Genomic DNA, 23,151 nt, shown 5'->3' with positions numbered 1-23,151 from the left:
CTAAGCCAAACAGATGGTTTACTTACCTGTCTTAGCGACTAAAAACTCAGAGAAGGCTTTCCAAGACTTTTTGTCGGCGTCTTCACGGTAGTTTTTAGAACCAAACACAGTAAAGGCATGTGGTGCACCACTGTAGGTGATCATCTCGTGCTCTACACCGTTCTTTTCTAATTCCACCGCAAGTTGTGCAAATTGAGACATGGGTATTGCAGTATCAGCAGTGCCGTGAAGCACTAGTATCGGTGCTTTAGTTTGTGCGTAGTTTTGTCCATCGGGCGTTGTTAGGCCACCATGGAAGCTTACGAAGCCTCGCGCATTCATACCTGCTCGCGCGGATTCTAATACAGCAGCACCACCGAAGCAGTATCCCATGACCACTGTATCATCTAAGTTTCCACCAAGCTTGCCAGCTTCTTGTAATCCAGCATTCATCAGAGCTTGAAGCTTGGCTCTGTCTTTATAGAGCTCACCTGTGTGCTGCTTCTTGTCTTCAACTTTTGTTGGACGAACGTCTTGCCCGAATAAGTCCACTGCGAATACGTTATAGCCCATTTCATTGAGCATTTCTGCTCGGTCTTCTTCGTATTCAGTGAGACCGTCCCAGTCATGAACTAACAACACTAGTGGCGCTGTATTATTCACTTTGGCCCAGTAGCCTTCATAAGGCTGCCCATCTACCTCATAGATAACATGTTCACCCGCTACAGAGTAACTACTGACTAACGCTGTACCAAGAAGCATTCCAATGAGTCTCTTATTCATTATTGTTTCCTCTTTACTGGCTTTATTGTCCTCGCACTACAAAGCTTAGTACGTACATTCCAGATAGAGGTGTAACCAATTGAATTTTTTATTGCGTGAAAGGCGAGGTTTTGATTTGAACGTAAAAAAGGGAAGCAGTTGCTTCCCTTGGATATTCGATTATTGGACTATGCACTCATCGGTACTAATACCATGGTGCCTATGATTACGGTAATCAGGCCAGCAAGCACAGGAACCGAGGTACGCTTCACAACCTCAAATGGAGAAATATTACCCATACCCGATGTGGCGACGATAACACCAGAAACTGGTGAAATTGTACGACCTAGGTTTGAGGCTTGTAGCATTGGGATGATTAGGAATGCTGGATTTAATCCCATTTTTGCCGCTAGAGAAGGTGCCAGCTCAACGAATGCATAGAATGGCGCATTACCTGAACCTGTTGCAATCGCCGCGGCTACAGTCAGACCTGTGAGGATTAACATTAGTGCGACACCGCCCGCACCCGCTTTGTCTGCAAGGTGAAGAAGATTGTCGATAGCGCCAATCGACATTAAGCCTTGTGCAAATACACCAGCAGCAACCAAGAGCATAACAACGCCTTTGAAGGCATCGGCCATACCTTGATAACAAGATTCTAAGTCTTCCAATGTTTTTTGGCCGTTAAAGCGCTTAGTAATAAAGTCGATGACGGCACCTAGGAAGATAGAGCCTACAACGATAGTGTAGATATCAAGTGTAAGACCTGGAATCGTACGGCCATTGAAAAGGAAAACACCGATGATCGGTAAGAAAGGCAAAATGCAATAGAATGCCGGAGCGTCTACTTTCATTTCTGACACATCAACACGCTCCATTGGTGTATTTTCTTTCTTATCTAGATATTTATTCCAAAAAAACGCGGCAGCAGCCATAACAATAATGGCACAGATTGAAACGGGTAAGACGGTTTGTACCGCGAATACATCAAGCGCAAGACCAGACTTTTCTGCGGCAATCACAACATCACCGGAAGTTGGAGACAGAATGATGGCTGCTGGTGAGGCACACACTGCTACCGCAGCTGGGCGAGAGATACCCATGGCCGTCATCATAGGGAACAAGGTTGCCATTAGTAGCACACCAAGTCCCGTTGCCGAACTAACCGCTAGAGACATTAAACAAGCCACAATATAAGCAGCAACAAGTAGAATGTAAGGAGACTTAATGAAAGAGAGAGGTTTTGAAAATTGTTTTACTACTACGTTGTTTGCGCCAATGTGAGTCATGTAAGAGGCAAAACCACAAAGTAGCATGATTTGCATACCCAGACCGCCACCTCGATATTGTAGCATGTACTTCACGTATTCGAGTGAATCAGTAACGATGTTACCCGTAGAAGTGATTTTCGCCGGTAGTACGGTATGGCCTAAAATCCCTGTTAATAGCAGTAGTGCAATACCTGCGGTCAGTAGTACGCCAGCCGGTCGGTAGCCTTTGACAATGAAGTAGCCGACGGCGATCGTCACGACTAGACCAATTAATAGTTCTAACATAATTCTCCCTTGAAACTGTTAAATATCTAAAGTATCTATTTCAAAATATGTCAGAAACTGTACAAAATATTACACTGTGGCACGACAACTACATGCTGATGTAATGATCTAAGACAAACAATTAATTCAATTGAAAATAGTGGGTAATTTATCTGTATTTTATTTGTTTTCTAGCTGTTAATTTCAGATTAAATCGCTACCACAAAAGTATTACTTGGCTCACAGTGAAGAATAGCTATCCAATTGGGAAAGGAATTTGTTGTCTGAATGATTTTGCTAAACACATTAGGTGTTGTTGGTGTATCTCATAGTTTATAGTCAAATTGATATGACTAAGAATTGCTACTGCCAGTACTTAATGATGAGAGATTAATTCTTAGTTTCTATTGCATTTCTAGCCATGCAGGACAGAATAATGTCATCACTTGCTTGAGAACTTCATCATGTATCATTCATCTATTAATCTTCTTGATGTTCGCGCTTTTGTGCTGGTCGCTAACTTAGGTAACTTTACAAAGGCTGCTGAAGCACTCAACGTGTCGAGGTCCCATGTTTCGAGGCAGATTCAATCGCTAGAAAAGCAAATGGGAGTGAGTCTACTTATTCGAACCACTCGAACAATGAAGTTAACGGAAGCAGGTAAAGCATTTTTAAGCTCTTGTGATGGTGCATTGCAGTCGATTGATCAAGCGGTACATGCTGCAATTGACGATGTGGAAGAGGTCCGTGGAAGTATTAAGATCAATTGTGTAGGTGGTTATATAGGTGAGGAGCTTGTTGCAAACTACTTATCTCAGTTTCTATTGAAATATCCAGAGGTCAATATAGAGCTTGATTTCTCGAGCCATCGAGTTGACTTACTCGAAGAAGAGTTTGATTTAGCCATACGTATGGGGGTATTACCCGATTCTAATTATATCGCTAGACATCTCACAAACATTGAAATGCAAACGCTAGCCAGTCCTGACTACCTTGCTAGATACCCTAAACTAACTCACCCCAAAGAGCTAAAGCAGCATAAATGCATTACAGGCTCAGTAACCAAGTGGCGCTTTGTAAATAACATCAATCAAGAAGTCTTCGAAACTTCCATTAACGGCGACTTGAAATGCAAAAACGGGCGTGTGCTAATTAATGCGGCAAAGTCTGGGTTAGGGCTAATTCGAGTCCCAACTCTTTATTGCGAAGACGAATTGGCGGCAGGGGCTCTAAAACCTGTATTTGATGATTGGGGTATTGAGTTGGTACCACTTTCGCTAATTTATCATAGGGATAGGTATCAACCTCGAAAGATTAAGGAGTGTGTACGTCATTTAATGGCGTGCTTCAGTTCTTAATGTTTGTAATCTGGTTTTAGTCTCGTTATCTTGTTCAATAGAGTGCATAGTCTTATGGGCGTAGTTGGAGAAAAGGACTAATTGTGCAGTTAGTTGATAAAATAAACGCAACTTTGATCAGAGATATAGGATCAAACGATGAGTTTGACTTTGAAGACCTCAGTGGCAAACTTGCTGAGGTAACTGAAGTTATTGGCTTTGAACATTATCTCTTTGCTGTTTCGGTGCCGGTGACAGTAATGAGAGCTGAAAATGTCGTGTTGACTAACCAACCTTTAGCTTGGCGGCAATTCTATGAAGATAATGAAGTCATGTACTTCGATCAAGTCGTACTTCATTGTCGGAATAGCATGCTTCCTCTCCAATGGCGATCTCTTCTCGCCAATGATATTCCAGATGATAAAAATGTGATCAAATTGGCGTCTGACTTTGGTTTGGGAGATGGTATTACGATCCCGCTTCGCGCCAACCATGGGTGCTTGGGGCTTATCAGTTTTTCTAATCGGAAAGGAACTCGGAAGATAGACCACGAATCAACGATCCTATCAACTTACGTGGGGAGTCTGGTTGCTGATTACATTAACGATATCAGAAACCATGTATGTGAAAAGCAGTTCGGACAAGTTAAATCGAGCCTCACACTTAGAGAGCAAATATGTTTAGCTTGGGTAGCGGAAGGAAAAAGTTCGTGGGAAGTGGCCCAGATTATTGGTTGCTCTGAGCGCACTGTAAATTTTCATATTCAGAATGCGAGTGAAAAGCTCAATGCATTCTCTCGCACTCAAGCGGTCTCTAAGGCCTTGCTAACCGGCTCTATCGAGCCTATGTTGGTTTATGGAAGCGTTGGTAAACCAATTTCGTAACGCTTCATTAATAGGGACACGTAAAGCGACACTTTTCGTATGCTCTAACATTCTAATCTTTCCATCACCTATGCGTTGATTCGGGATACCGACGTGGCGCATTATCCTTTCTATTCCTGTGGTTGTTGGCGTAATAAATGTAGTGAAGCCCTGCTCAAAACCATATTGCACAACCAAATAGAAAAGTAGTTCAGTAAAGTTAATGTGAGATGCTTGTTTGGATACCTCGCGATCGACTGCAAACCTTGAAAGCTCGATAACATTATGGTCGTCAAATGATTCTCCCTGAAGTAGTTCTGGAAAAGTGTGCTTCAACATGTAAGGTGTATCGGCATGTATAAGCCTCCAACACGCGACGACCTTGTCCTGGTATTCAATAACAATGAATTTGGCATCCGGTCGATCATATTCATCAATGTCTAGTTGATTTTCAGTATTCAAAGACCAACGAAGTCTACGCACAAAAACATCATATCTTAGCGTGTGCATTTCGTATTTCTGCTTCTCGGTCAATTCATCATATTTTCGGATATAGACAATAGGTTCCATGGGGTTTCCTCCTATACAGTTTCATGCATAGGTTAGCGCCACGCTTTGGAGAGGATAACTGACAGTTTAGTCAGCTTGAATAATTGCAATTATGGAAAAGTCAACCTGTCAGTTTCTGCAGTATCTTATTTTCGATACAAGCGTATAACAGTCTTAAGACCCTGTGAACCTGACTAACAACGTCCGAACGATAGATTCAGAACAGAATATAGAATTACACCATGGCTAGGTGACTTTTGGGTTTACAGGGTCTTTCTTTTCTCGTCAGTATTCCCCCACGTCTATCTCTCAATTTGTCTTTGCTTTCCACGACTTGATCTATTTGTATTGATAATGCTTACTGCATCACTGATAATTGCATGCCATTCATATTCTAACGATGTGTTGCGAAATCTAGATGCAAAAGCTGACGAAGAAATACACTTTACTCTTGTTTAAATCAGCGCTTGTATCTTCTTTGATTTACGGCTTCGCTGTGTTCCAATCCCTTGATAAGTTGGTAAAAAACGAAGTAGCGCAGTTTCATTTAGTCACTAAATCCATTCAAGATTACAAATCCACCTTGTATATACTGGGTGTTCTTTTTGAGGCACAAATTGCGGCCAATAAAGATGAAGAAGTTGGCTACCCACTTTTCGACAAAGGGCGAGTCTACTTGCTCAATCCAGGTGAGCCACTAACTCATAATGAACGGGTTGTTAGCATGACGGCACAACGTATGTTTAATAGCATGCCCGAATTAGCATTAGGGCAAGAATACCTTTTGTATTATCGTTCCTATGAAGGGATGAAAATACTAGCTAGTCATGCTTTTGGTCTTACCAACACGAACGTGAACGAAGTCTTTTCTAAAAAAATATGTTTGGAGTCGTTTAAGTGTTCAAAGTATGCGTCTCAAGAAGATTTGGATAACCGAATTGTAGTTTCCGATATCTATAGAGATAACGTAACAAACAAAACCGTTATCACCATCTCAAGCCCTGTTTATGACGAATTTGGAATGGTTGGAGATGTTAACGCTGATGTTTATCTCGATAAGTTTCCATTTCTCTATAACAAACAGTATTTTAGTACGAGAAGTGAAATAGGGCGGGAAATCATTATTGAAGACACTCGTTACCCTTTCCATCAATCAGCGCACGCGGAACGAACTCAAGTCGACGATAGGCTTAGCATTGTCTATAAAATACCCTATAGCAAAATTGTCGTAGATTCTCTTTGGATCTACTTTTCTATGGTGGCACTGTTTTTCTATGTCGTCATTCGACTGGATGAGCTCAAGGTCAAAAGAGAAAAGTTAAAACTGGCAGAACTGGCAATAAAGTTAGATGAACTGACAGGGCTTTATAACCGTGCAATTCTTAGAGACAGTGGCATTAAGTATGCGATTGAAAAGAAGGGTTTGGCTGTCATTGTCATAGATGGCGATAAGTTAAAGCTAATTAACGATAACTACGGGCACCATGTTGGGGATGAGGCTATTGTGTATATTGCACAATGCATGCGTCAGTGTTTTCGTGAGAGTGACTATCTTATACGTAGTGGCGGTGATGAGTTTCTAGTCTTATTACCTGGGTGTGGACTGCAAACTGCCGAGCGTTTGGCCAATACATTGAGTCGAACTATACGCTCGAAAACGTTTGGGGCAAATAATTTGACGCTTGATATCAGTTTTGGTGTCACGGTGTTACAAGAAAAAGAGTCTCTCTCGTCAGCCATTAAGCGAGCAGATGCTTTACTGTATCAGGTCAAGCGAAACAAAGCTTAACCCTACATTACAAATAAATTAGGCAGAAGAATGCATAAAGAGCATGACTACAACTTATTGAAAGTATTAGTTTTAATATATCAATATCGCAGTTTGACCACTGTGGCTGCTGTGTTAGGTAAAACGGAAAGTGCGATCAGTAAGCATCTGTCTAAATTGAGAGAACAATTGGGTGATCCGCTGTTTGTAAGGTCGTCCAATGGGCTAGAACCTACACATTATTTAGAAAGAATAATCCCTGGTATCGAAACAGGTTTACGTTCGGTCGAACAGGCTTTGAAGCGAGGGGAAGCGTTTGACGAGAAAAACTATGAAAAACCAATCGTTGTTGCGTTAGACAATTTATCGATCGAGTGCTTTGGAACAGAGTTGCTCGTTGCACTTAAGTCTGTATTTTGTCGTTCGAGGGTTGAACTCAGAACTTGGCGTTCAGATACTTACCAATCTATTGTTGACGGGAAAACAGACATAGGTATTCAGTTCTTTAATGAAGATTGCTCCAAAGCCATCTATCAAGCCAGTCTAATTAATGTCGAAATAGGGGCAGTTGTAGCGAGTAATAGTCACGTAGAAAGTTGGGAGCAGGTATTCGAAAATCCCTGTGTTTTCTTTGAAATTCGCGGATGGAACGAAACCAACCACAGGTTGATCAAACAGATGGCAAAATACGACTTATCGTTTGATTATCAGGTTAAATTGGATAATCTGAGTGTCGCCCTATCCATGATTCAGAGAGACAATTATTCGGTGGTGTTATCCAAGCATTTGATGCCGAGTAACGGTTTTAGATTTGTGCCATTTCCGGATTACATGCAGACATTTACGCCAGTTGTGACGTGTATGAAGCAAAGTAATCGACAAAATCCATTGCACCGAAAACTGCATGACATTATTAAAAGTATCGTAAATAAGAAAGGAGAGGAGTAGACCTCTCCTGCTCAAAATTAGCTAACTTGCTAGGGCGGGTTTCTTACTCTCAAGAACATCGTGTGAGTTGATCAATTCCACGATTGAGTTCGCTTCATACTTATCTAGAATACGAGACTTATACGTACTGATTGTTTTCGCACTTAAGGACAAAAATTCTGAGATTTGTTTGTTGGTATAGCCTTTCTTAAGGTAGTTAAATACTACTGTTTCTCTTTGAGATAGCACAATGTTACGGCTTCGCTCCTTATAGTCAGTCTTAAAGAGGTTGTAACCACGCATCACACCACTAATCGCATCACGGATAAGCGGGCTGTCTTCTGATTTACTAATGTAACCGTTGACGCCCAGTTTATACGCAGTTTCTGAGTATACTGGGTAACCGTAACTGGATACGAAGATTGCTTTACCATTGTATCCACAAGCGTAGGCTCTGCGCATGAACTCAAAACCATCAGCTTCTGCGAGATTTACATCTAGGATGATAAGTTCGATATTACTGTTTTTTACTAGGTTTAGAGCCGTCTGAATATTACCGGTTTGGTGGACTAGATCTAAATCATCGATGCTAGACACGATCTGAGCTAGTGCTTCCCTAACTAGCGGGTAGTTATCAATGATGAGGCAGTCTTTCGTGTTTGGATAGAGCATTCACTTTACCTTGCTATACAAATGATTGGCGAAACAGGATTGGGAAAAGAGTGCGATCACTTGTCGGTTACGTCTAAAATCTTAAGAATTATTTTTAGTGTCGAATTAACGATGCTCGAAAGTATAGAAAACAATGCACTGAAAGTGTGGAATGATGGAAATTCCATATAGGAATAATGTCAGAATATTGGAGTTATTTATTTAAAACAGTTAGTTACGAATGATGGATAAATAGAATTTATCGTTACGGCGTATAATTTGAGTTGACCTTGACTGCTTATATCGAAGAGATAAGTTGTGAGAGAAGTATAGTAATTAGAAGGATTCCATATTTTATACCTATTTATCATAATGTTAGCTATCTCTCATTATGCGACATGACTGATGGTAATTTAATTACAATTAAATGTGATTTGCATCTTGTTTTTGCTTTGGCTAGGTATATAATTACGTCGAAAAGTAATTAAATTACAAAATGCCTATTGGAGAACGAACATGGGTTATGAACTAGGTGCTGCTTACATCGGTCAAATCGCTGCAAAGAAAATGATTGACGAGATGCTATATGGCAAGCCACAACCTAAAAAAGTATCTTTCATCAAGCGAATGATGAAAAAGCTAGCTAAGTAACGGAATTCTTGCAAAAAGCCCGCGATTTAATCGCGGGCTTTTTGTTATTTCACAGCTCTAATTTTTGGTCAAGATACGTTTTTCTCACCAAACTCTAGAACGTTATCAGGTTTGCTATCGAGATTACGCTTGCTAAGCCAACTTTCCAGATTGTCTGCACCGCCAATATATTCATCTTCTAGCCAGATTTGTGGCACAGTAACTGGTGTTTTTAATCCTATGTGTGCCTTTACTTCGGGGATCATTCTATAAAGGGCGGCACTATCTTTAACGACATCAGAATATGTGTAAGGAATGCCAGCATCATCAAGCATTTGCTTAGCTTTGACGCAATAAGGGCAGGTTGCTTTACCATAGACAATGTTACCAGAAAGCGTATCGCGCTTTGTCCACTCTTGAATAACAGATTGAACCAATACACCTCTGTTTAGGGCTTCACCTTGACTGATGACCTTGCCTTCAACCATTAAAATAGGGGCGTGCCAAGCTCCAGATTTTAAAGGCTCCCACCAGTGAGATAACCAATCTTTCACTTCTAACTCAATAGGGATACCGTCCAATTCGTTATTGAAAGTGTCATTGAGAATATCTTTAGTCAATGTGCATTCACCGCATGGAATGTTGACTTTAAATGGTCCCCAACTACCTGCCCAACGATAAAGAGTGATTTTGATTGGTTCCGCCATAGTGTTAGCCTCTTAAATGATCCGTTTAATAATTAGAACTGCTAACTCGGGGTTTTATTTCACAGTCGCTGCACTTTTTCGCTTTCTAGTTTCCCACTGAGTAATAAATGCCACCGACGCTATAATTATAGCCGCTCCTAACCATAGCCGGCCTGGGGGAGCCCAACCAAAAACAATCCAACCTGCAAGCACATTCATCGGTAGCTTTGCGTGGTCAAAAGGTTGGACAAATGACGCATCTGCCACCGAATACGCTTTCACAATAGCCCACTGTGCAAGCGCTGTTAGCGATCCTGCTACGATAAGGAAGCCCCATACGATACCGGAAGAAGGGAATGACCAATCTGGTAAAGCGAGGAAAAGGTTAAATGGCGTTATCAGTAGCAGCAGGTATACGACCATAGTTGATGGCGAGTCATCGGAAGAGAGCTTTTTCACCATAAGTGAATAACATGCCCAAAAAAACGCTGCGCCAACAGGAAGCAAGGATGCCCAACTGAAGTTATCGGACCAGGGTTCTAGGATTATCATGGCACCAACAAAACCACACAACGTCGCAAACCAACGCGCAGGACCGACATTTTCCTTTAATATTAAACCTGAACCTAAAGTGGCAAAAAGAGGCGACGTCATCAACAGTGCAATGCCTTGCCATATTGGGACAGGATAAGCCAGTGCCCACATCCATAGTTGTATACCTATAACAGAGAGAAAGACACGAAATAGGTGTGCTGGAAAATGTGAGGTTTGCAGCGACTGTCGAAAACCCAGTGTTCGCAGATAAGGGATGATAACTACAAAAGCGATGGCATATTGAATCAAAGCCACCATAGTAGAGGACATACCGTGGTTAATACTGACGATTTGGGCAATGTTGTTGACGAGAGCAAAGGAAGCGCCAGCTGCTAGCATCCATGCTGCGCCCTGAATAGGGTGGTGTTGTAAGCTCATAATTGACTTCTTTATTTTTTTTCAATGTTACTACGGATCTTATCAAGCACCAAATAGGTTAACGGCTGATTTATTTCTGCTACAGATCAATTATCTGTTCGAATGTTCAAATGTTATTCGATGCTATATTGATTTTTTATGCCGATTAATAGATATTTATGCCAAATTTTATGCTTGGCTAATACATAATTATGAACACTCATACTAAAGAGCATGCGCATGTTGCTGATGGCACAAAAACATGGCAGATGCCGGATACTCTTATCTTAATTTTCATTGTCGGCATTCTTGCGACAATTTTGACTTACTTTATCCCTGCGGGACACTTCGACAGTCAGCAAGTTACCTATATGGTAGATGGTGCAGAGAAGTCACGTACCGTTATTGATCCTCATTCATTCCAATATGCGACTGATGAAAATGGTGAATTAGTCTATCAGTCAGTCGGATTATTCGCATCGGGTGGCGGCATTGGATTAATGAATTTCGCGTTTGAAGGACTAGTTTCTGGTTCTAAGTGGGGTTCTGCGATCGGTGTAATCATGTTTATGCTCGTGATCGGGGGCGCATTTGGAATTGTGATGCGTACCGGTACGATCGATAACGGTATTCTACGTTTGATTGATAAAACCAAAGGAAGTGAAGCTCTTTTTATCCCTGTTCTTTTTGCTTTGTTCTCTTTAGGTGGCGCGGTATTCGGAATGGGAGAAGAAGCCGTTGCTTTCGCCATTATTATTGCTCCGCTTATGGTACGTCTTGGCTATGATGGTATTACTACTGTAATGGTGACGTACGTAGCTACGCAGATTGGTTTTGCTACCTCATGGATGAACCCGTTTTCAGTGGCCGTTGCTCAAGGTATTGCCGGAATTCCAGTTCTCTCTGGAATGTCGATGAGAATTGCTATGTGGGTTGCATTTACCCTCATAGGTATTGTGTTCACTATGGTGTACGCATCTCGAATCAAAGCAAACCCAGAATTATCATATAGTCACCGTACCGACATCTTCTTTAGAAAACAGACAGACACAGTGCAAGAATCACGCTGGAATCTTGGTGATACTCTCGTTCTGACCACTGTTGTAGCAACGACCATCTGGGTTGTCTGGGGGGTGGTAGCACATGCATGGTATATCCCAGAAATTGCTTCTCAGTTCTTCACCATGGGTTTTGTTGCAGGACTGATTGGTGTGGTATTCCGCTTGAATGGTATGACTCTTAACGATATGGCGGACGCTTTTAAAGAAGGCGCTAGTATTATGTTAGCACCTGCTTTGCTAGTAGGCTGTGCCAAGGGCGTTCTACTAATTCTTGGCGGCGGTACTACGGACGAATCTAGTGTATTGAATTCGATCCTTAATGGCGCTGGTGGAATGATTAGCGGCCTGCCTGATGTGGCTGCTGCTTGGTTAATGTATGTATTCCAATCCATCTTTAACTTCTTTGTGACCTCTGGTTCGGGTCAGGCAGCGTTGACTATGCCACTGTTAGCACCGTTGGCTGATATTGCAGGTGTCACTCGTCAAGTTGCCGTACTTGCTTTCCAATTGGGTGATGGTTTTACCAATGTTATTGTTCCTACCTCTGCATCTTTGATGGCAACCTTAGGGGTCTGCCGTATTGATTGGGGTGATTGGGCAAGGTTCTGCTGGCGCTTTATTTTGCTGCTATTTGTTTTAGCAAGCTTTGTGGTCGTTGGAGCACACTTAATGGGATTTGCTTAGGCTTAAGCATTGATTTAGTGTAGTGATTAAGCGGGCATTAGCCCGCTTTTTATTATCAGAAAGAGAAACGAAACACGTGATTGAGTCAGAAAATTTTCCTGCCATCAGCTCATTAGATGTTGAAACCCTATCCGCCGGCCTTCATCACTTTTGGTTTAAAGCTTCAACCAACGCCATGGGGATTGCGGTTCAACTCCCTGTGGTTGTTGCTAAAGCAGAGAAACCTGGGCCTAAAGTTGTTATCACTGCTGGTGTGCATGGTGATGAGTTAAACGGTGTTTTGACCGCTCAAGAACTTATTAGGCGTCTACCAGAAGTACTAAACGCTGGCTCGGTAACAATTGTCCCATCAATCAATCTATCAGGCATTTTAAACCACAGTCGAGATTTTCACTCATCTGACCCTGATTCATCTCCGGCCAATCTTAATCGTTTTTTTCCCGGTAATCCGAATGGTGATACAGCCAATCGCTATCTTGATACAATTTGGACACAGTTATTAAAACCAAATGGTGAAATCGCTATCGATTTGCATACGCAAACGCGTGGTGCTACGTATCCACTGTATGTGTTTGCAGATTTTAGGTTAGAGCAAGCATTGGAGATGGCTCGACTCATGGAGCCAGATGTTATTCTCAACGATCCAGGTGATCACGGTGTGTTGGAAACCGTCTGGAATAATTCGGGTGTTCCTTGCATAACAGTAGAAGTTGGAATGGGTAAAGTGACTCAACCTGAACTCATCGAGAGAGCGGTGTGCGGCATCAAGCAAATACTTGTTAGCCAAGGAGTGATTGAAGGAGAATCACCAAACGTTACCCCGTGTGACATCGAAGGGAAAGAAATCATCAGCGTTCGTGCTAATAAGGGTGGTTTTGTTTTACCACAAGTGACCCTTTTGGAAAGAGTGGAAAAGGGACAACTTCTGGCGGTGCAATATGATAGTTTTGGTCGTATGACCGACAGTTACTACGCACCTAATGATGGTACCGTCATTAGCTACAACGTTGATAGTTTGAGAGAGGCGGGGGCTCTTGTTGTTCGCTTAATCCGATAAAGTAAAAAAAAGCCTCCCTCTATTAGGGAGGCAAAAATAGTGACCACTTGTTCAGTCTCTTCTGCCTAGATAGCATAGCTAAGAATCACCTTCTCCCTCTTAGAAAAACAACTCCGCTATGCTGAGACTGACAAGTGCAAATGCTGCTAACATTTGTCTCTACTACCAAAGCAGTAGTTGTGCCAATTCTCCTAAATTTCTAATTGTTTGTTTTACTTATGGATTATATTTCTTGATGAAAGGAGGGTGTGGACATGATGGCAGGATATGGTGCAGTTGCACGAAAATAGGGAAGGCTAAGTCAAGATGACCTAGCCCTCTTATCTATTCTATACGCTATGCTAGAATTTAGAAGTCATAACGTAGGCCTAGACGTAGTGAATCATCCGCATCTTTCGATAGCGTGCTGCTATCCGCTTTCAGCATATTAAACTTGTAACTCAGATATGAGTGTATTGAGTTATTGAAATAGTACTTACCTGTTAACTCGACATAATCGTTTTTGTTTGTGGTTGTGCCGCTATTTTTTACTTCTTGCTTCGCATAAACTGCTTGAGCTAAAAAGCCTTGTTGGAATTTATATTGGCCAGCTATTTCCCAACCTTTAAAATCTGCATCTAGATTATCATTTATATCACCTTGAGTATAAGTACCAGCCACGTATAAAGGCCCTGTCGCAAAACTCAGACCACCAGTGAACTGATTGCTTTTTCCCTCACTGCCAGAAACACAATTGTCGCTGTCGGCCGGTACTCTTGTTCCACACACATCACCGCCAGCGTAACCCAAACCTATACCTAAGCCCATTGGCAGCGTATAGATACCTGAAATGCCGTAACTGTTATCTTGCTCTTTTGAGCTAGCTACCACGTTTGCTTTCAAAGAAAGTGCATCGTCAGCAAACATACCTGCGTATAAGATGTTGTTATTGATTTGCTCATTACCCGCGTTAATAAATTCTTTCTGCGCACCGGTGTAAGTTGCAATGTCAGACATCTGAGATAGCTGGACTAAAGCTGTATCTTGGCGACCAAATGACACAGCCCCAAAATTAGTAGAAAGACCAGCATACATATAACGTTGTTTAAATGATGTGTTAGAGTCGTTGCTACCTGATGAATTTACGGTTTGCTCAGCTTCATAAAAACCGAAACCAGATAGGTCATTGGTGATTTGAGTGTTACCACCTACGTTGACACGAAAACGAGAGTTATTATCCATAGAGCCTTTGAGTTCTTCGCCTGATGATTTACCAATAAAATCACCACGGAACTCCGCACGTCCACCAATATTCAGTGAAGTGCCGTCTGAACTGTAAACCTCTGCTGCAAGTGCTGAACCAGAGACGAGTGCTGTTGTAATCGCCGTAGCGATGGCTGCCATTTTCATAATTCTATCCTTTGATTATTATTAACCACTGCAATGTTTCCACTGCTAGACCATTTGATGCCTTATGACATAAGTGGCCTAATGGAAGGATAGAACGCCTTTTCTAGCTTTCCTTTCTAAACTCCAATTAGTTCCCCTCTATTTGTTATTTTGTGATCTATCGCTCATTAATGGCGTGCTTCATTGGCAGTTTTGTAACTCACAACAAAGTAATTCGGCTGACGTTACTCAAAAAATGGGAGATTGTTGACAAAAATGATGTGTTTTAAAGACTTAAATCGACTAATTAAACTGAAATAACGAAATGTAACTTGTTGAATTTTACGTGCTTCTCTGTCTGATAAATGAGCGGAAAGTGTTTAAAAATGTGAATTCAATCACTCAAAAATAACAAAAAAACTCAATCACTCTCATCTAAATAGAGGCTTTAGATCGTTTTATGTTTTTATTGTTTGTCTTAAATTGTTGTTTTTAAAGGTTAAACCAAAATAGAAAACACTGTTTTTAATCTTTTACGTCTTTTTATGAAGCCTTTGGGAACTTTAGGGTTAGAGTGGCTCTCGTCATGTTAATCCAGCGTTACATCAAGTCGGGTTACATGCATGGGTGTTATGTCTGTGTACGTAACAGCTTTATGTGCGTTATGTCATTCATTGAAATGACACATAAAACTTGAAATATGGAAATCCCAATGAACAAAAAAATTATTGCATTAGCAGTTTCTGCTGCAGCTTTCGGTACTACTGCTCAAGCAGTTGAGCTATACAACCAAGACGGTTCTACTTTCTCTGTAGGTGGTCACGTTTCTGTTGGCGTTCAAGATTCTGAGAAAGGCGCTGCTGGTGTAAACTCTGTATCTCCACGTATTAACTTTGAAGCAACTCAAGATCTAGGTAACGGCTTTACTGCTGATGCTAAAGGTGAGTGGGCTCTAAACATGCTTGACGGCGGTGACAACTCTTTCACTACTCGTCTAGGTTACATCGGTGTTAGCCACGCTGAACTAGGTCGTGTAGCAGTTGGTACTCAGTGGGCTCCATACTACACTGCGGGCGGCGTAGCTGACCTTCCAATCGCTTTCGCGAATGACTTCCTATACGACAACCACGGTGCTCTGGGTACTGGTCGTGCAGACGCTATGCTTGCTTACACTAACGCATTTGACTTCGGTAATGCTGGTGCATTCAACTTCGGTCTAGGTTGGCAGGGTGCTAACGACATCGATAACACAGTTAACGGTTCTGGTTCGACGTACAACTTGGGTCAACGTGCACAAGTTCAACTTGGTTACGATGTAGCTGGCTTCGGCATCAACTACGCTTACACTGGTGGTGATATCACTTCAGCAACTGGCGCTAGCTACCTAGATGATAAAGCAACATCTAACCTAGTATCTGCTAAATATGGTACTTACGGCAAAGGTCTATATGTAGCTGGTGTTTATGCAATGAATGATTACATGAACAGCGCTAAAGGCGTCCAATTAGATGACACTAAAGCATACGAAGCGATTCTTGCTTACGGTCTATCTAACAGCCTAAACCTATCTGTTAACTACGAATCAGTTAAGTATGATGGCGATAAAGCTCTATCTTCTGGCTACCAAGGCGAAACTATCTACGCAACTACAGCAATCCAAGCTGAGTACGACGTAACTTCTCGCATGCGTGCATACGCTGGTTATGAATTCGACCTACAAGGTACTGGCGAATTCAAAGAAGACCGCGACAACATGTGGATGGCTGGTGTTCGTTTCTTCCTATAATGGAAAGCTAGCTACCTAATTCTAAAAACCCGCTCCTAGAGCGGGTTTTTTTGTTAAATATAGACTCAGTTAATCTGAGTTTTGTTTGTTATTTAGTGCAAAAATGCTTTTTTGGTAAAAATATCTTACAAAATCTATTTGATTCTCTAAAGTCCTAACATATTTTTAGTTAATTCATTGTTTTTAAATAATAAATTGAGCAATTACTTTGTGCTCTAAAACTTCACTTCATTTCACATCACTTCTGGGAACTCTCTCTTTAAAGTATCTCCATATTACAAGTTTCAAGTTTTTAACGAATTGTTCATCAGTGTTACGCACAGCACCTATGAGCAATACGGCATTAACACCCAAGTACTTACGTTCTGTAACGCGAATAAAAGTACCTAACTGTCATATATGGAAATCATAATGAACAAAACACTACTTGCTCTTGCAGTGACCGCAGCAGCTATTGGCACTCAAGCTAACGCACTAGAAATCTACAACAAAGAAGGCACGCAAATGTCTATCGGTGGTCATGCGACTATCGGTTTAACTGGTGCATATAAAGGCCAAGATGCGCGCGTTGAGCAGAAGTCTCCTCGTATTAACCTAGAAGTTATTCAAGACATCGGCCACGGCTTTAAAGCAGACTTTAAAGCAGAATGGGCCATGAACATGCTTGAAGGTGGTAAGAACACGTTTACAACTCGTCTAGGTTATATTGGTCTTGGTCACGAGACTTATGGTCGTATTGCTGCGGGTACTCAGTGGTCTCCTTACTATATGGCTGCAGGTGTTGTTGATACACCAATCGGTTGGTCTAACGACTTCCTTTATGATAACCACGGCTTCTTCGGTACGGCGCGTGCTGATAAGCTAGCGGCATACTCTAATACTGTAGATTTTGGTGATGCTGGTGCGCTGACTTTCGGTGGTGGTTGGCAGGGTGCTAACACGGTTGAAGATAAAAACAGCACAGGGACTTGGTTAAGCTCTCAAAATCGTGCTCAGGTTGCGGCTGGTTATAACATTGCGGGCTTCAATGCGAACTACGCATTTAACTCTGGTAACTTAACAGAGCGTGGTGTTGCGCGTACTGCTGAATCTCATCTAGTTTCTGGTAAGTATGGTAACTTTGGTGCTGGTCTATACGTTGCTGCTACATATGCAAGTAATGAGTACATGAACTCGTACGACAATAAACTACTGAAAGATACGAAAGCGTTCGACTCGATTCTTGCGTATGGTCTAGATTTTGGACTAAACCTAATCCTTAAGCACGAAGAGATGAAAGATGACGAACTAGGTCTGCGCGTTAAGTCTGGCACTTCTGTACAAGCTGAATACACGATTTCACCTCGCTTACGTGCTTACACAGGTTATAACTTTGATAACCAGGGTGAGGGCAAATATAAGAAAGCGAAAGACAACCAATTCATCATCGGTACTCGTTTCTACCTTTAATGTTTTGAGAGCTTAATGAAGAAAGCGCCCCTTTTAAGTAAGGAGCGCTTTTTTAGACCTATTAGGCACCACACATTACAGTTGAGCGAGTGCTGCCCCGGCTTTGGACTCTTTAGCCTTCGCTTTCTCAATCAATTTCAATGCAGTCTTATCATCCCATATGACGTCTTTGTCGCTGCCAATTATCGCACTGTTCATCTTGGTTATTTCGTTCCTCAAAAGTACATCATCTTCTTCTGACAATGAGTTTGTTCCTTTCCATGACCGATATGCTGTTTGTGTTGCTATTGGATCTCGGTTTTTAATCGCAGCGATTAAGTTTTCTTTAATCGATGCATTGTTTATTGAACTCATTGGTGAGTTGTCACTAAGGTGGTTCTGATTGGCTTTACTAGTGCGGTACCACATGGCACTAGATAAAACCCAGAGTGCCGCGAATAATCCGGCGATATAAGGCCAACTACCTGAGTCTTTAACGATTGTTGTTGTGCCAGGTAAGCTTGATGTTGGACTTGAGACTGGCGATACAGCGTTAATCATTTCGTTCGCTGTCACTGAAACGTTTAACCCTTCCAGTTCAGTTTGGGCTGGCTTTTTATTCACTGAATCCCACCAATTAATCTTTACAGCAGGAAGAGTAAAGTTGCCGCCATGTTGAGCGATCAGAACCTGTTTAGTGATCATAGTGATGCTGCCATCATCATTACTTTTGAACGATGGTTTTTCTGAATAGACCCGAAACGCCTCGGGATTGCTGACCGATATATTAGGTAACTGAGCTGATGTGAGTCCTGCTGCCGTAAGAGTGATGGTTCGTGTTAGGGAATCGCCGCTAGCAATTGAAACTGACTTCGACGCTACGTTTTTGCCATCATCTAACTTCCAGGTTTGAGACAGAGAAAGTTTTGAAGTCGGTAACCAACTACCGTTATAGCCTTCCGGTATAGGGTCAACTTTTAAGTCAACCGTAGGTGAGCTGGTATCCAAAGTGAGGATTTTCGTAGTTCCGCTTCTATTGTTCCCGTAGAGAACACCACCCGTGAGTGTTGGTGCTTTAATGGCGAAATTGCCACTCTCGATAGCGGTGACTCTGTATGACTGATCAATAATCATAACTTCCATACCATCAAGCACAGCTTGATACTGTTTAGGCTCGCCCATTGCCTCAATATCTAACCCTGTCGCTTGTGGTGAGGTTAAGTTAGGGTTTTGCAGTAAACGGGGATCGACCTTAACAATGATTCTTGTATCTAGTAATGCACTTTCCTTGGGATAAAGTTCTGACTTACTTAATTGAGTACGAACTTCAACCATGTCTTTGGTCGTAGGTGTTTGCTCATCGATGGTAACGTTCAATGTAATAGGGGAGGTGGCAACACCATTAACATCAAAACTAGGGATGGTCAGTTTGCCAATTCTTTGGGGGGCGATCGCCACCGTCCAAATACTGCTGTCTGTGCGCGTGCCATTCAAGATATTGACTGAAGAGCTGAAATTCGGTCGGCCAAGATAGAAGTCTTTTGAAAGCGAACTAAAGTCCACCTTATTTCCGTCTAGTTTTTGGTCTGCGACGATTTTTAACTGAATAACCTCATCTTTGCTGACTTTGGTCTTGTTTACGCTTGCTGTTACGTTCAATGCCCACGATGAAAAGCTGACAGCAGAACTAATAATAGCGAGTAGCACTAAGGTGATAGATTTTATGTTCTTCATTGTGATTACCAATCTTTCCCTGTTGAGGTAGGGACTTCTTTATTCTTCGATTGCAACAACATTTGTGCACGCAGCAAATAACTTGGGTCGCGCACGCTTTCAATTTGCTCAAGTTTTCTAAGATCGGGGTCGACGTTTTGTTGTGTTGTCTCTTTGGCTAGCTGAGGTTGCTGTTGCTCTTCAGGATCTTGTGACTGTTGATCACGGGAATTCGCGCTAGCAGTTTTCTCGGTTGATGCCGGAGTTGTATTGTCTTTCTCTTGAGGCTGCTTTGCCTGCTGATTCCGAGATTCTTTATTATTATCGGAATACTCTGGTTGCGCTTTATTCTTTGTGCGCTCTGAGTCTGGTTTTGCGTTTTCACCAGATGAGTTCTCTTTATCGTTTGAATTAGCGTTAGACTGCGATTGTTGTTGACTTGTATTTGCCCCGTTGTCACCATTTTGTTGCTGTTGCTGTTGCTGTTGCTGTTGCTGTTGCTGTTGCTGTTGCTGTTGCTGTTGCTGTTGCTGTTGCTGTTGCTGTTGCTGTTGCTGTTGCTGTTGCTGTTGCTGTTGCTGTTGCTGTTGCTGTTGCTGTTGCTGTTGCTGTTGCTTCATAGTCTCTTTAACTAGATTAAGATTAAACTTTGCATCAGCATGGTCTGGCTGTTGATTGAGCACTTGTTGATACATGTCAGCTGCTTTTTCCAATTCTCCATGCTGGGCATAGGCGTTACCAAGGTTATATAAAGCGCTGATATCGCTCTCTCCCTGTAAGTTGTCGATAGCTTGTTGGTAATCGCCATTTTTATATTGCGCTGCTGCCAACCATTGCTTGTTGCTGAACAAGTTCTTGGCGGACTCGTAATCTTTATCTTGAAAGGCTTGGTAACCAAGTTGGTTCTGATTATTGAATGCGCTATCAATAATGGACGCCTCTGCGTTGTTACTATTAAAACCAAAAAGAATAGCGAGCAAAGGAGAGCAAAACACCACGCCTTTCCTAAATAATGGCAGCAAGAGTACTAATACAAGAGGAAGTAGCCAGTAGCCGTTATTTACCCTAATATCGACGCTTTGCTCTCCTTCTTTCTTAAGGTTTGCAGTTACATCTGAGGTTTGGATCAGGCTCGAAATGTCCTGATTGTCACTTCGATACGTTGTATAGTGCCCTTGCCCCACTTTTGCTGCTTGTTCTAAGTTTGCAAAGTGAGTCTTGGCAACGACGGTGTTTCCCGACTTGTCAGTCAGAAGAGAACCATCAGGCAGCGCAATAGGTGCGCCTCCAGCGGTTCCGAACGCTAAGACTGAAAGTTTCCAACTATGACCACTGAGCATCGTTTCAATTGCTTTCAGTTCACTTTGGCCCAGATCATCAGAAAACAAAATGATTTCACCGCTAGACAAGCCCGCTTGCTTCATCATATCAATAGCTTGCTTTACGGCTAAGTCTGCTCTTGCACCTTGGAATGGCATAATCTCAGGCGAAAGGTTTGTGATTAGGTTTTCCAGTGTGGCGGAATCCGTCGTTAGAGGGCTTAAAGTGTAAGCATCCCCTGCGTAGGCTACTAATCCGGTCTGTCCATCGGTAATCAATGGAAGTAGATCCTGTGCTTTGTACTTTATTTGAGCGAGGCGGCTAGGTTTGATGTCATTGGCATAGACCGAACGAGACATGTCTAGCACTAACACTTTGGCATTGGATGATTGAAATGCAGGCCGTGTTTGGGTTTCAAAGCTCGGTCCTGCAATCGCTGTTACCAGGACAAGACAAAGTAACGTTAACCAAAACCGATCTGACTTTTTGGAATCAGATTGCAACTTCAACGCTTTTTCTAAGTGAGAGGCGATAAGTGATGAGCTAGATTGACGGTAGTTCTTCACTACAAAAACTAGAGCAACAGGCAAAAGTAGCCAAAATGCTTGCGGATAGAGAAATTCAAAATTCATCTTTTTCTCTCCTTAGTATCACTAAGAGCATAATCAGCAACAGGCTGACCGTCGCGGGTAGTGCAAACCACTCGGTTTGAGGTCTCCAAGATTGAGTGGCTTGCTGAACAGGTTGTAGTGCATTGATGGTATCGTAAATGGTCGCTAGTTCATCGGCATTACGAGCTCTGAAATATTGTCCGCCAGTCATGTTAGCGATTTTTATCAATGTCTTTTCGTCCAAATCTTCTGCGGTGTTTACCGTGCGGGTCATAAAGAAATCTTTAACCTGCATCTCACCTGCGCCGACACCTATGGTGTAAATAGTGGTGCCGTACTTTTTGGAGATTTCTGCGGCTTGAACAGGGTCAAGAACACCGGCGTTATTGCTGCCATCACTGAGTAATATCATGACTCGTTGCGGAGCGTCACTATCGACAAAGGTTTTTGTCGCAAGTCCAATACCGTCTCCTATAGCGGTCTGAGTGCCAATCAGCTTTAAGACGGTTTGATTAAGCTGTGTTTTAACTGTCTCTCTGTCGAAGGTCAGTGGGGTCTGTAAATAAGCGTGGTCAGCAAAATAAACTAATCCAACTCGATCTCCCTTGCGACGGTCAACAAAATCTGACGCCACATGTTTGACGGCAGTGAGCCTATCAATGTAACCATCTTGATATGCCATATCTTGTTGGCTCATTGAATAGGAGAGGTCGATGACAAGCATCATGTCACGGTGCTTTGGCTGAATCTCAATAGGCTCGCCATACCAAACTGGTCGAGCAGCAGCACATACTAGGCTTACCCATGCCATTATTGCGATGGTTCGGACGAGTAGTATTTTCTTTCGGCTAGCTGCTGGCATGCCTGAAATGTGGGGTAAAACTATAGATGCGCTTGGTTGTTTAGGTTGAAAGAACTTATAGCCGAGGTATGGCAGGGGTAGCAAGGCGAATAGCCCCCACCATTCAAATGTTAATTCACTCATGATGCAGCATTCCAGTTTCGATATTTTCTTTTTGGAGGCAGCGCATTCTGTACCCAGTATTTACAATCGGAGATTAAGTCTGCACCCTCATCTTTTGAATCATAGGCGCTGGTGTATAGAGCGGAGTGCCACGAAGACTCATTAGCTAGGAACCTCGGCGAGGCAAGCTGTGAATCCAAAAAACTCAACCAGGATTGCCCAGTCAAATTAGCCACCTCTTTTCTAGGGAAGTAGCTAAGCGCCGCTTGGCGTAATATTTCATTGGCTTCAGCAGGTGACAATGTGGACACATCGCTTGTAAGCATTTTTAAAGCGGCTTTTTTTGCGCGCTCCTGCTTACGTTTTCTACGTATCAATAGAACAGTTAAAATGATAGAAAGCACAATGAGACCCAGTAAAGCCCAGTATCCCCAAGGTAGGGGCCAAACGCTAGGCTCGGTTGGTAGGTGCAATGGCTTTAAAGGTAAAGTTTGAGGCTGACTTAGCTGGCTCATGATTCA

Annotated in this window: 20 protein-coding genes; 9 read left to right on the top strand and 11 right to left on the bottom strand. The window is 42.3% G+C overall.

Translation table 11 applies throughout. From position 1 onward, the window contains the following. Positions 1-18 precede the first annotated feature (18 nt). A complete protein-coding gene (locus tag VME0621_RS03225) occupies positions 19-762 on the bottom strand; it encodes a dienelactone hydrolase family protein (protein ID WP_051867940.1) in 744 nt (247 codons plus the stop codon). Between the two features lie 167 nt (positions 763-929). Beyond that, positions 930-2,297, bottom strand: a complete 1,368-nt coding sequence (gene dcuC, locus VME0621_RS03220) for an anaerobic C4-dicarboxylate transporter DcuC (protein ID WP_062455605.1) — start codon at positions 2,295-2,297, stop codon at positions 930-932. A gap of 443 nt (positions 2,298-2,740) precedes the next feature. Here dcuC and VME0621_RS03215 point away from each other — a divergent pair, with 443 nt between their 5' ends. Next, positions 2,741-3,634 (top strand): LysR family transcriptional regulator, encoded by an 894-nt coding sequence (locus VME0621_RS03215; RefSeq protein ID WP_062455602.1) that lies wholly within the window; start codon positions 2,741-2,743, stop codon positions 3,632-3,634. A gap of 83 nt (positions 3,635-3,717) precedes the next feature. Next, entirely contained in the window at positions 3,718-4,497 is a 780-nt protein-coding gene (locus VME0621_RS03210) for a helix-turn-helix transcriptional regulator (protein WP_006069068.1), read from the top strand. Here VME0621_RS03210 and VME0621_RS03205 read toward each other — a convergent pair. Continuing rightward, positions 4,438-5,046: an acyl-homoserine-lactone synthase gene (locus tag VME0621_RS03205; protein WP_062455600.1), complete on the bottom strand. Its 609-nt coding sequence runs from the start codon at positions 5,044-5,046 to the stop codon at positions 4,438-4,440. The two genes, VME0621_RS03210 and VME0621_RS03205, sit on opposite strands and share 60 nt — an antisense overlap. A gap of 397 nt (positions 5,047-5,443) precedes the next feature. Between VME0621_RS03205 and VME0621_RS03200 the strand changes: the two genes are divergently transcribed. Together VME0621_RS03200 and VME0621_RS03195 are read left to right on the top strand one after the other, a co-directional pair. Continuing rightward, positions 5,444-6,814, top strand: coding sequence for a sensor domain-containing diguanylate cyclase (locus VME0621_RS03200; protein WP_062455597.1), 1,371 nt, complete (start codon positions 5,444-5,446; stop codon positions 6,812-6,814). 30 nt (positions 6,815-6,844) lie between these two features. Further along, entirely contained in the window at positions 6,845-7,741 is an 897-nt protein-coding gene (locus VME0621_RS03195) for a LysR family transcriptional regulator (RefSeq protein ID WP_062455594.1), read from the top strand. A gap of 21 nt (positions 7,742-7,762) precedes the next feature. Here the strand turns inward: VME0621_RS03195 and VME0621_RS03190 are convergent, their stop codons facing one another. Further along, entirely contained in the window at positions 7,763-8,392 is a 630-nt protein-coding gene (locus VME0621_RS03190) for a response regulator transcription factor (protein ID WP_006069064.1), read from the bottom strand. Positions 8,393-8,887: 495 nt separating this feature from the next. Here VME0621_RS03190 and VME0621_RS26970 point away from each other — a divergent pair, with 495 nt between their 5' ends. Then, positions 8,888-9,022: a hypothetical protein gene (locus VME0621_RS26970; RefSeq protein ID WP_006069063.1), complete on the top strand. Its 135-nt coding sequence runs from the start codon at positions 8,888-8,890 to the stop codon at positions 9,020-9,022. Between the two features lie 68 nt (positions 9,023-9,090). Here the strand turns inward: VME0621_RS26970 and VME0621_RS03185 are convergent, their stop codons facing one another. Both VME0621_RS03185 and VME0621_RS03180 read right to left on the bottom strand, forming a co-directional pair. After that, a complete protein-coding gene (locus tag VME0621_RS03185; RefSeq protein WP_006069062.1) occupies positions 9,091-9,708 on the bottom strand; it encodes a glutaredoxin domain-containing protein in 618 nt (205 codons plus the stop codon). A gap of 54 nt (positions 9,709-9,762) precedes the next feature. Continuing rightward, positions 9,763-10,659: a DMT family transporter gene (locus VME0621_RS03180; RefSeq protein WP_062455591.1), complete on the bottom strand. Its 897-nt coding sequence runs from the start codon at positions 10,657-10,659 to the stop codon at positions 9,763-9,765. Positions 10,660-10,907: 248 nt separating this feature from the next. Between VME0621_RS03180 and yfcC the strand changes: the two genes are divergently transcribed. Beyond that, the gene (yfcC, locus tag VME0621_RS03175; protein WP_218186318.1) at positions 10,908-12,383 is read left to right on the top strand and encodes a putative basic amino acid antiporter YfcC; all 1,476 of its coding nucleotides are present in this window, start codon (positions 10,908-10,910) and stop codon (positions 12,381-12,383) included. Between the two features lie 76 nt (positions 12,384-12,459). Next, on the top strand, positions 12,460-13,440 hold the full coding sequence (locus VME0621_RS03170) for a succinylglutamate desuccinylase/aspartoacylase family protein (RefSeq protein ID WP_062455585.1): 981 nt from the start codon (positions 12,460-12,462) through the stop codon (positions 13,438-13,440). A 348-nt stretch (positions 13,441-13,788) separates the two neighbouring features. On the opposite strand, the gene VME0621_RS03165 is transcribed toward VME0621_RS03170, so the two are convergent. After that, a complete protein-coding gene (locus VME0621_RS03165; RefSeq protein ID WP_062455582.1) occupies positions 13,789-14,829 on the bottom strand; it encodes a porin in 1,041 nt (346 codons plus the stop codon). Between the two features lie 691 nt (positions 14,830-15,520). Here VME0621_RS03165 and VME0621_RS03160 point away from each other — a divergent pair. Then, the gene (locus tag VME0621_RS03160) at positions 15,521-16,594 is read left to right on the top strand and encodes a porin (RefSeq protein ID WP_062455579.1); all 1,074 of its coding nucleotides are present in this window, start codon (positions 15,521-15,523) and stop codon (positions 16,592-16,594) included. 411 nt (positions 16,595-17,005) lie between these two features. Continuing rightward, entirely contained in the window at positions 17,006-18,043 is a 1,038-nt protein-coding gene (locus tag VME0621_RS03155; RefSeq protein WP_062455576.1) for a porin, read from the top strand. A gap of 75 nt (positions 18,044-18,118) precedes the next feature. Here VME0621_RS03155 and VME0621_RS03150 read toward each other — a convergent pair whose 3' ends face one another. Genes VME0621_RS03150 through VME0621_RS03135 form a run of 4 tightly spaced genes read right to left on the bottom strand, consistent with a single transcriptional unit; the run spans position 18,119 to position 23,145 of the window. Continuing rightward, complete coding sequence (locus VME0621_RS03150) at positions 18,119-19,756, bottom strand: BatD family protein (protein ID WP_062455574.1); 1,638 nt, start codon at positions 19,754-19,756, stop codon at positions 18,119-18,121. 5 nt (positions 19,757-19,761) lie between these two features. Beyond that, the gene (locus VME0621_RS03145) at positions 19,762-21,687 is read right to left on the bottom strand and encodes a vWA domain-containing protein (protein WP_065311645.1); all 1,926 of its coding nucleotides are present in this window, start codon (positions 21,685-21,687) and stop codon (positions 19,762-19,764) included. Beyond that, the gene (locus VME0621_RS03140; protein WP_062455568.1) at positions 21,677-22,651 is read right to left on the bottom strand and encodes a vWA domain-containing protein; all 975 of its coding nucleotides are present in this window, start codon (positions 22,649-22,651) and stop codon (positions 21,677-21,679) included. Before VME0621_RS03140 ends, VME0621_RS03145 begins: the two co-directional genes overlap by 11 nt. Beyond that, positions 22,648-23,145, bottom strand: coding sequence for a DUF4381 domain-containing protein (locus tag VME0621_RS03135; RefSeq protein WP_062455566.1), 498 nt, complete (start codon positions 23,143-23,145; stop codon positions 22,648-22,650). The genes VME0621_RS03140 and VME0621_RS03135 overlap by 4 nt, the downstream gene beginning before the upstream one ends. Positions 23,146-23,151: the final 6 nt, after the last annotated feature.

Origin of the sequence: Vibrio mediterranei, from assembly GCF_900088415.1 — a bacterium.
In the GTDB taxonomy this organism is placed as follows: Bacteria; Pseudomonadota; Gammaproteobacteria; order Enterobacterales; family Vibrionaceae; genus Vibrio; species Vibrio mediterranei.
This window is presented reverse-complemented; position numbering and strand designations above follow the sequence as displayed.

Coding starts and splice junctions, on each gene's coding strand:
- VME0621_RS03225 (WP_051867940.1), bottom strand. CDS start 762: ATGAATAAGAGACTCATTGGAATGCTTCTTGGTACAGCGTTAGTCAGT.
- dcuC (WP_062455605.1), bottom strand. CDS start 2,297: ATGTTAGAACTATTAATTGGTCTAGTCGTGACGATCGCCGTCGGCTAC.
- VME0621_RS03215 (WP_062455602.1), top strand. CDS start 2,741: ATGTATCATTCATCTATTAATCTTCTTGATGTTCGCGCTTTTGTGCTG.
- VME0621_RS03205 (WP_062455600.1), bottom strand. CDS start 5,046: ATGGAACCTATTGTCTATATCCGAAAATATGATGAATTGACCGAGAAG.
- VME0621_RS03200 (WP_062455597.1), top strand. CDS start 5,444: ATGCAAAAGCTGACGAAGAAATACACTTTACTCTTGTTTAAATCAGCG.
- VME0621_RS03195 (WP_062455594.1), top strand. CDS start 6,845: ATGCATAAAGAGCATGACTACAACTTATTGAAAGTATTAGTTTTAATA.
- VME0621_RS03190 (WP_006069064.1), bottom strand. CDS start 8,392: ATGCTCTATCCAAACACGAAAGACTGCCTCATCATTGATAACTACCCG.
- VME0621_RS26970 (WP_006069063.1), top strand. CDS start 8,888: ATGGGTTATGAACTAGGTGCTGCTTACATCGGTCAAATCGCTGCAAAG.
- VME0621_RS03185 (WP_006069062.1), bottom strand. CDS start 9,708: ATGGCGGAACCAATCAAAATCACTCTTTATCGTTGGGCAGGTAGTTGG.
- VME0621_RS03180 (WP_062455591.1), bottom strand. CDS start 10,659: ATGAGCTTACAACACCACCCTATTCAGGGCGCAGCATGGATGCTAGCA.
- yfcC (WP_218186318.1), top strand. CDS start 10,908: ATGCCGGATACTCTTATCTTAATTTTCATTGTCGGCATTCTTGCGACA.
- VME0621_RS03165 (WP_062455582.1), bottom strand. CDS start 14,829: ATGAAAATGGCAGCCATCGCTACGGCGATTACAACAGCACTCGTCTCT.
- VME0621_RS03160 (WP_062455579.1), top strand. CDS start 15,521: ATGAACAAAAAAATTATTGCATTAGCAGTTTCTGCTGCAGCTTTCGGT.
- VME0621_RS03155 (WP_062455576.1), top strand. CDS start 17,006: ATGAACAAAACACTACTTGCTCTTGCAGTGACCGCAGCAGCTATTGGC.
- VME0621_RS03150 (WP_062455574.1), bottom strand. CDS start 19,756: ATGAAGAACATAAAATCTATCACCTTAGTGCTACTCGCTATTATTAGT.
- VME0621_RS03145 (WP_065311645.1), bottom strand. CDS start 21,687: ATGAATTTTGAATTTCTCTATCCGCAAGCATTTTGGCTACTTTTGCCT.
- VME0621_RS03140 (WP_062455568.1), bottom strand. CDS start 22,651: ATGAGTGAATTAACATTTGAATGGTGGGGGCTATTCGCCTTGCTACCC.
- VME0621_RS03135 (WP_062455566.1), bottom strand. CDS start 23,145: ATGAGCCAGCTAAGTCAGCCTCAAACTTTACCTTTAAAGCCATTGCAC.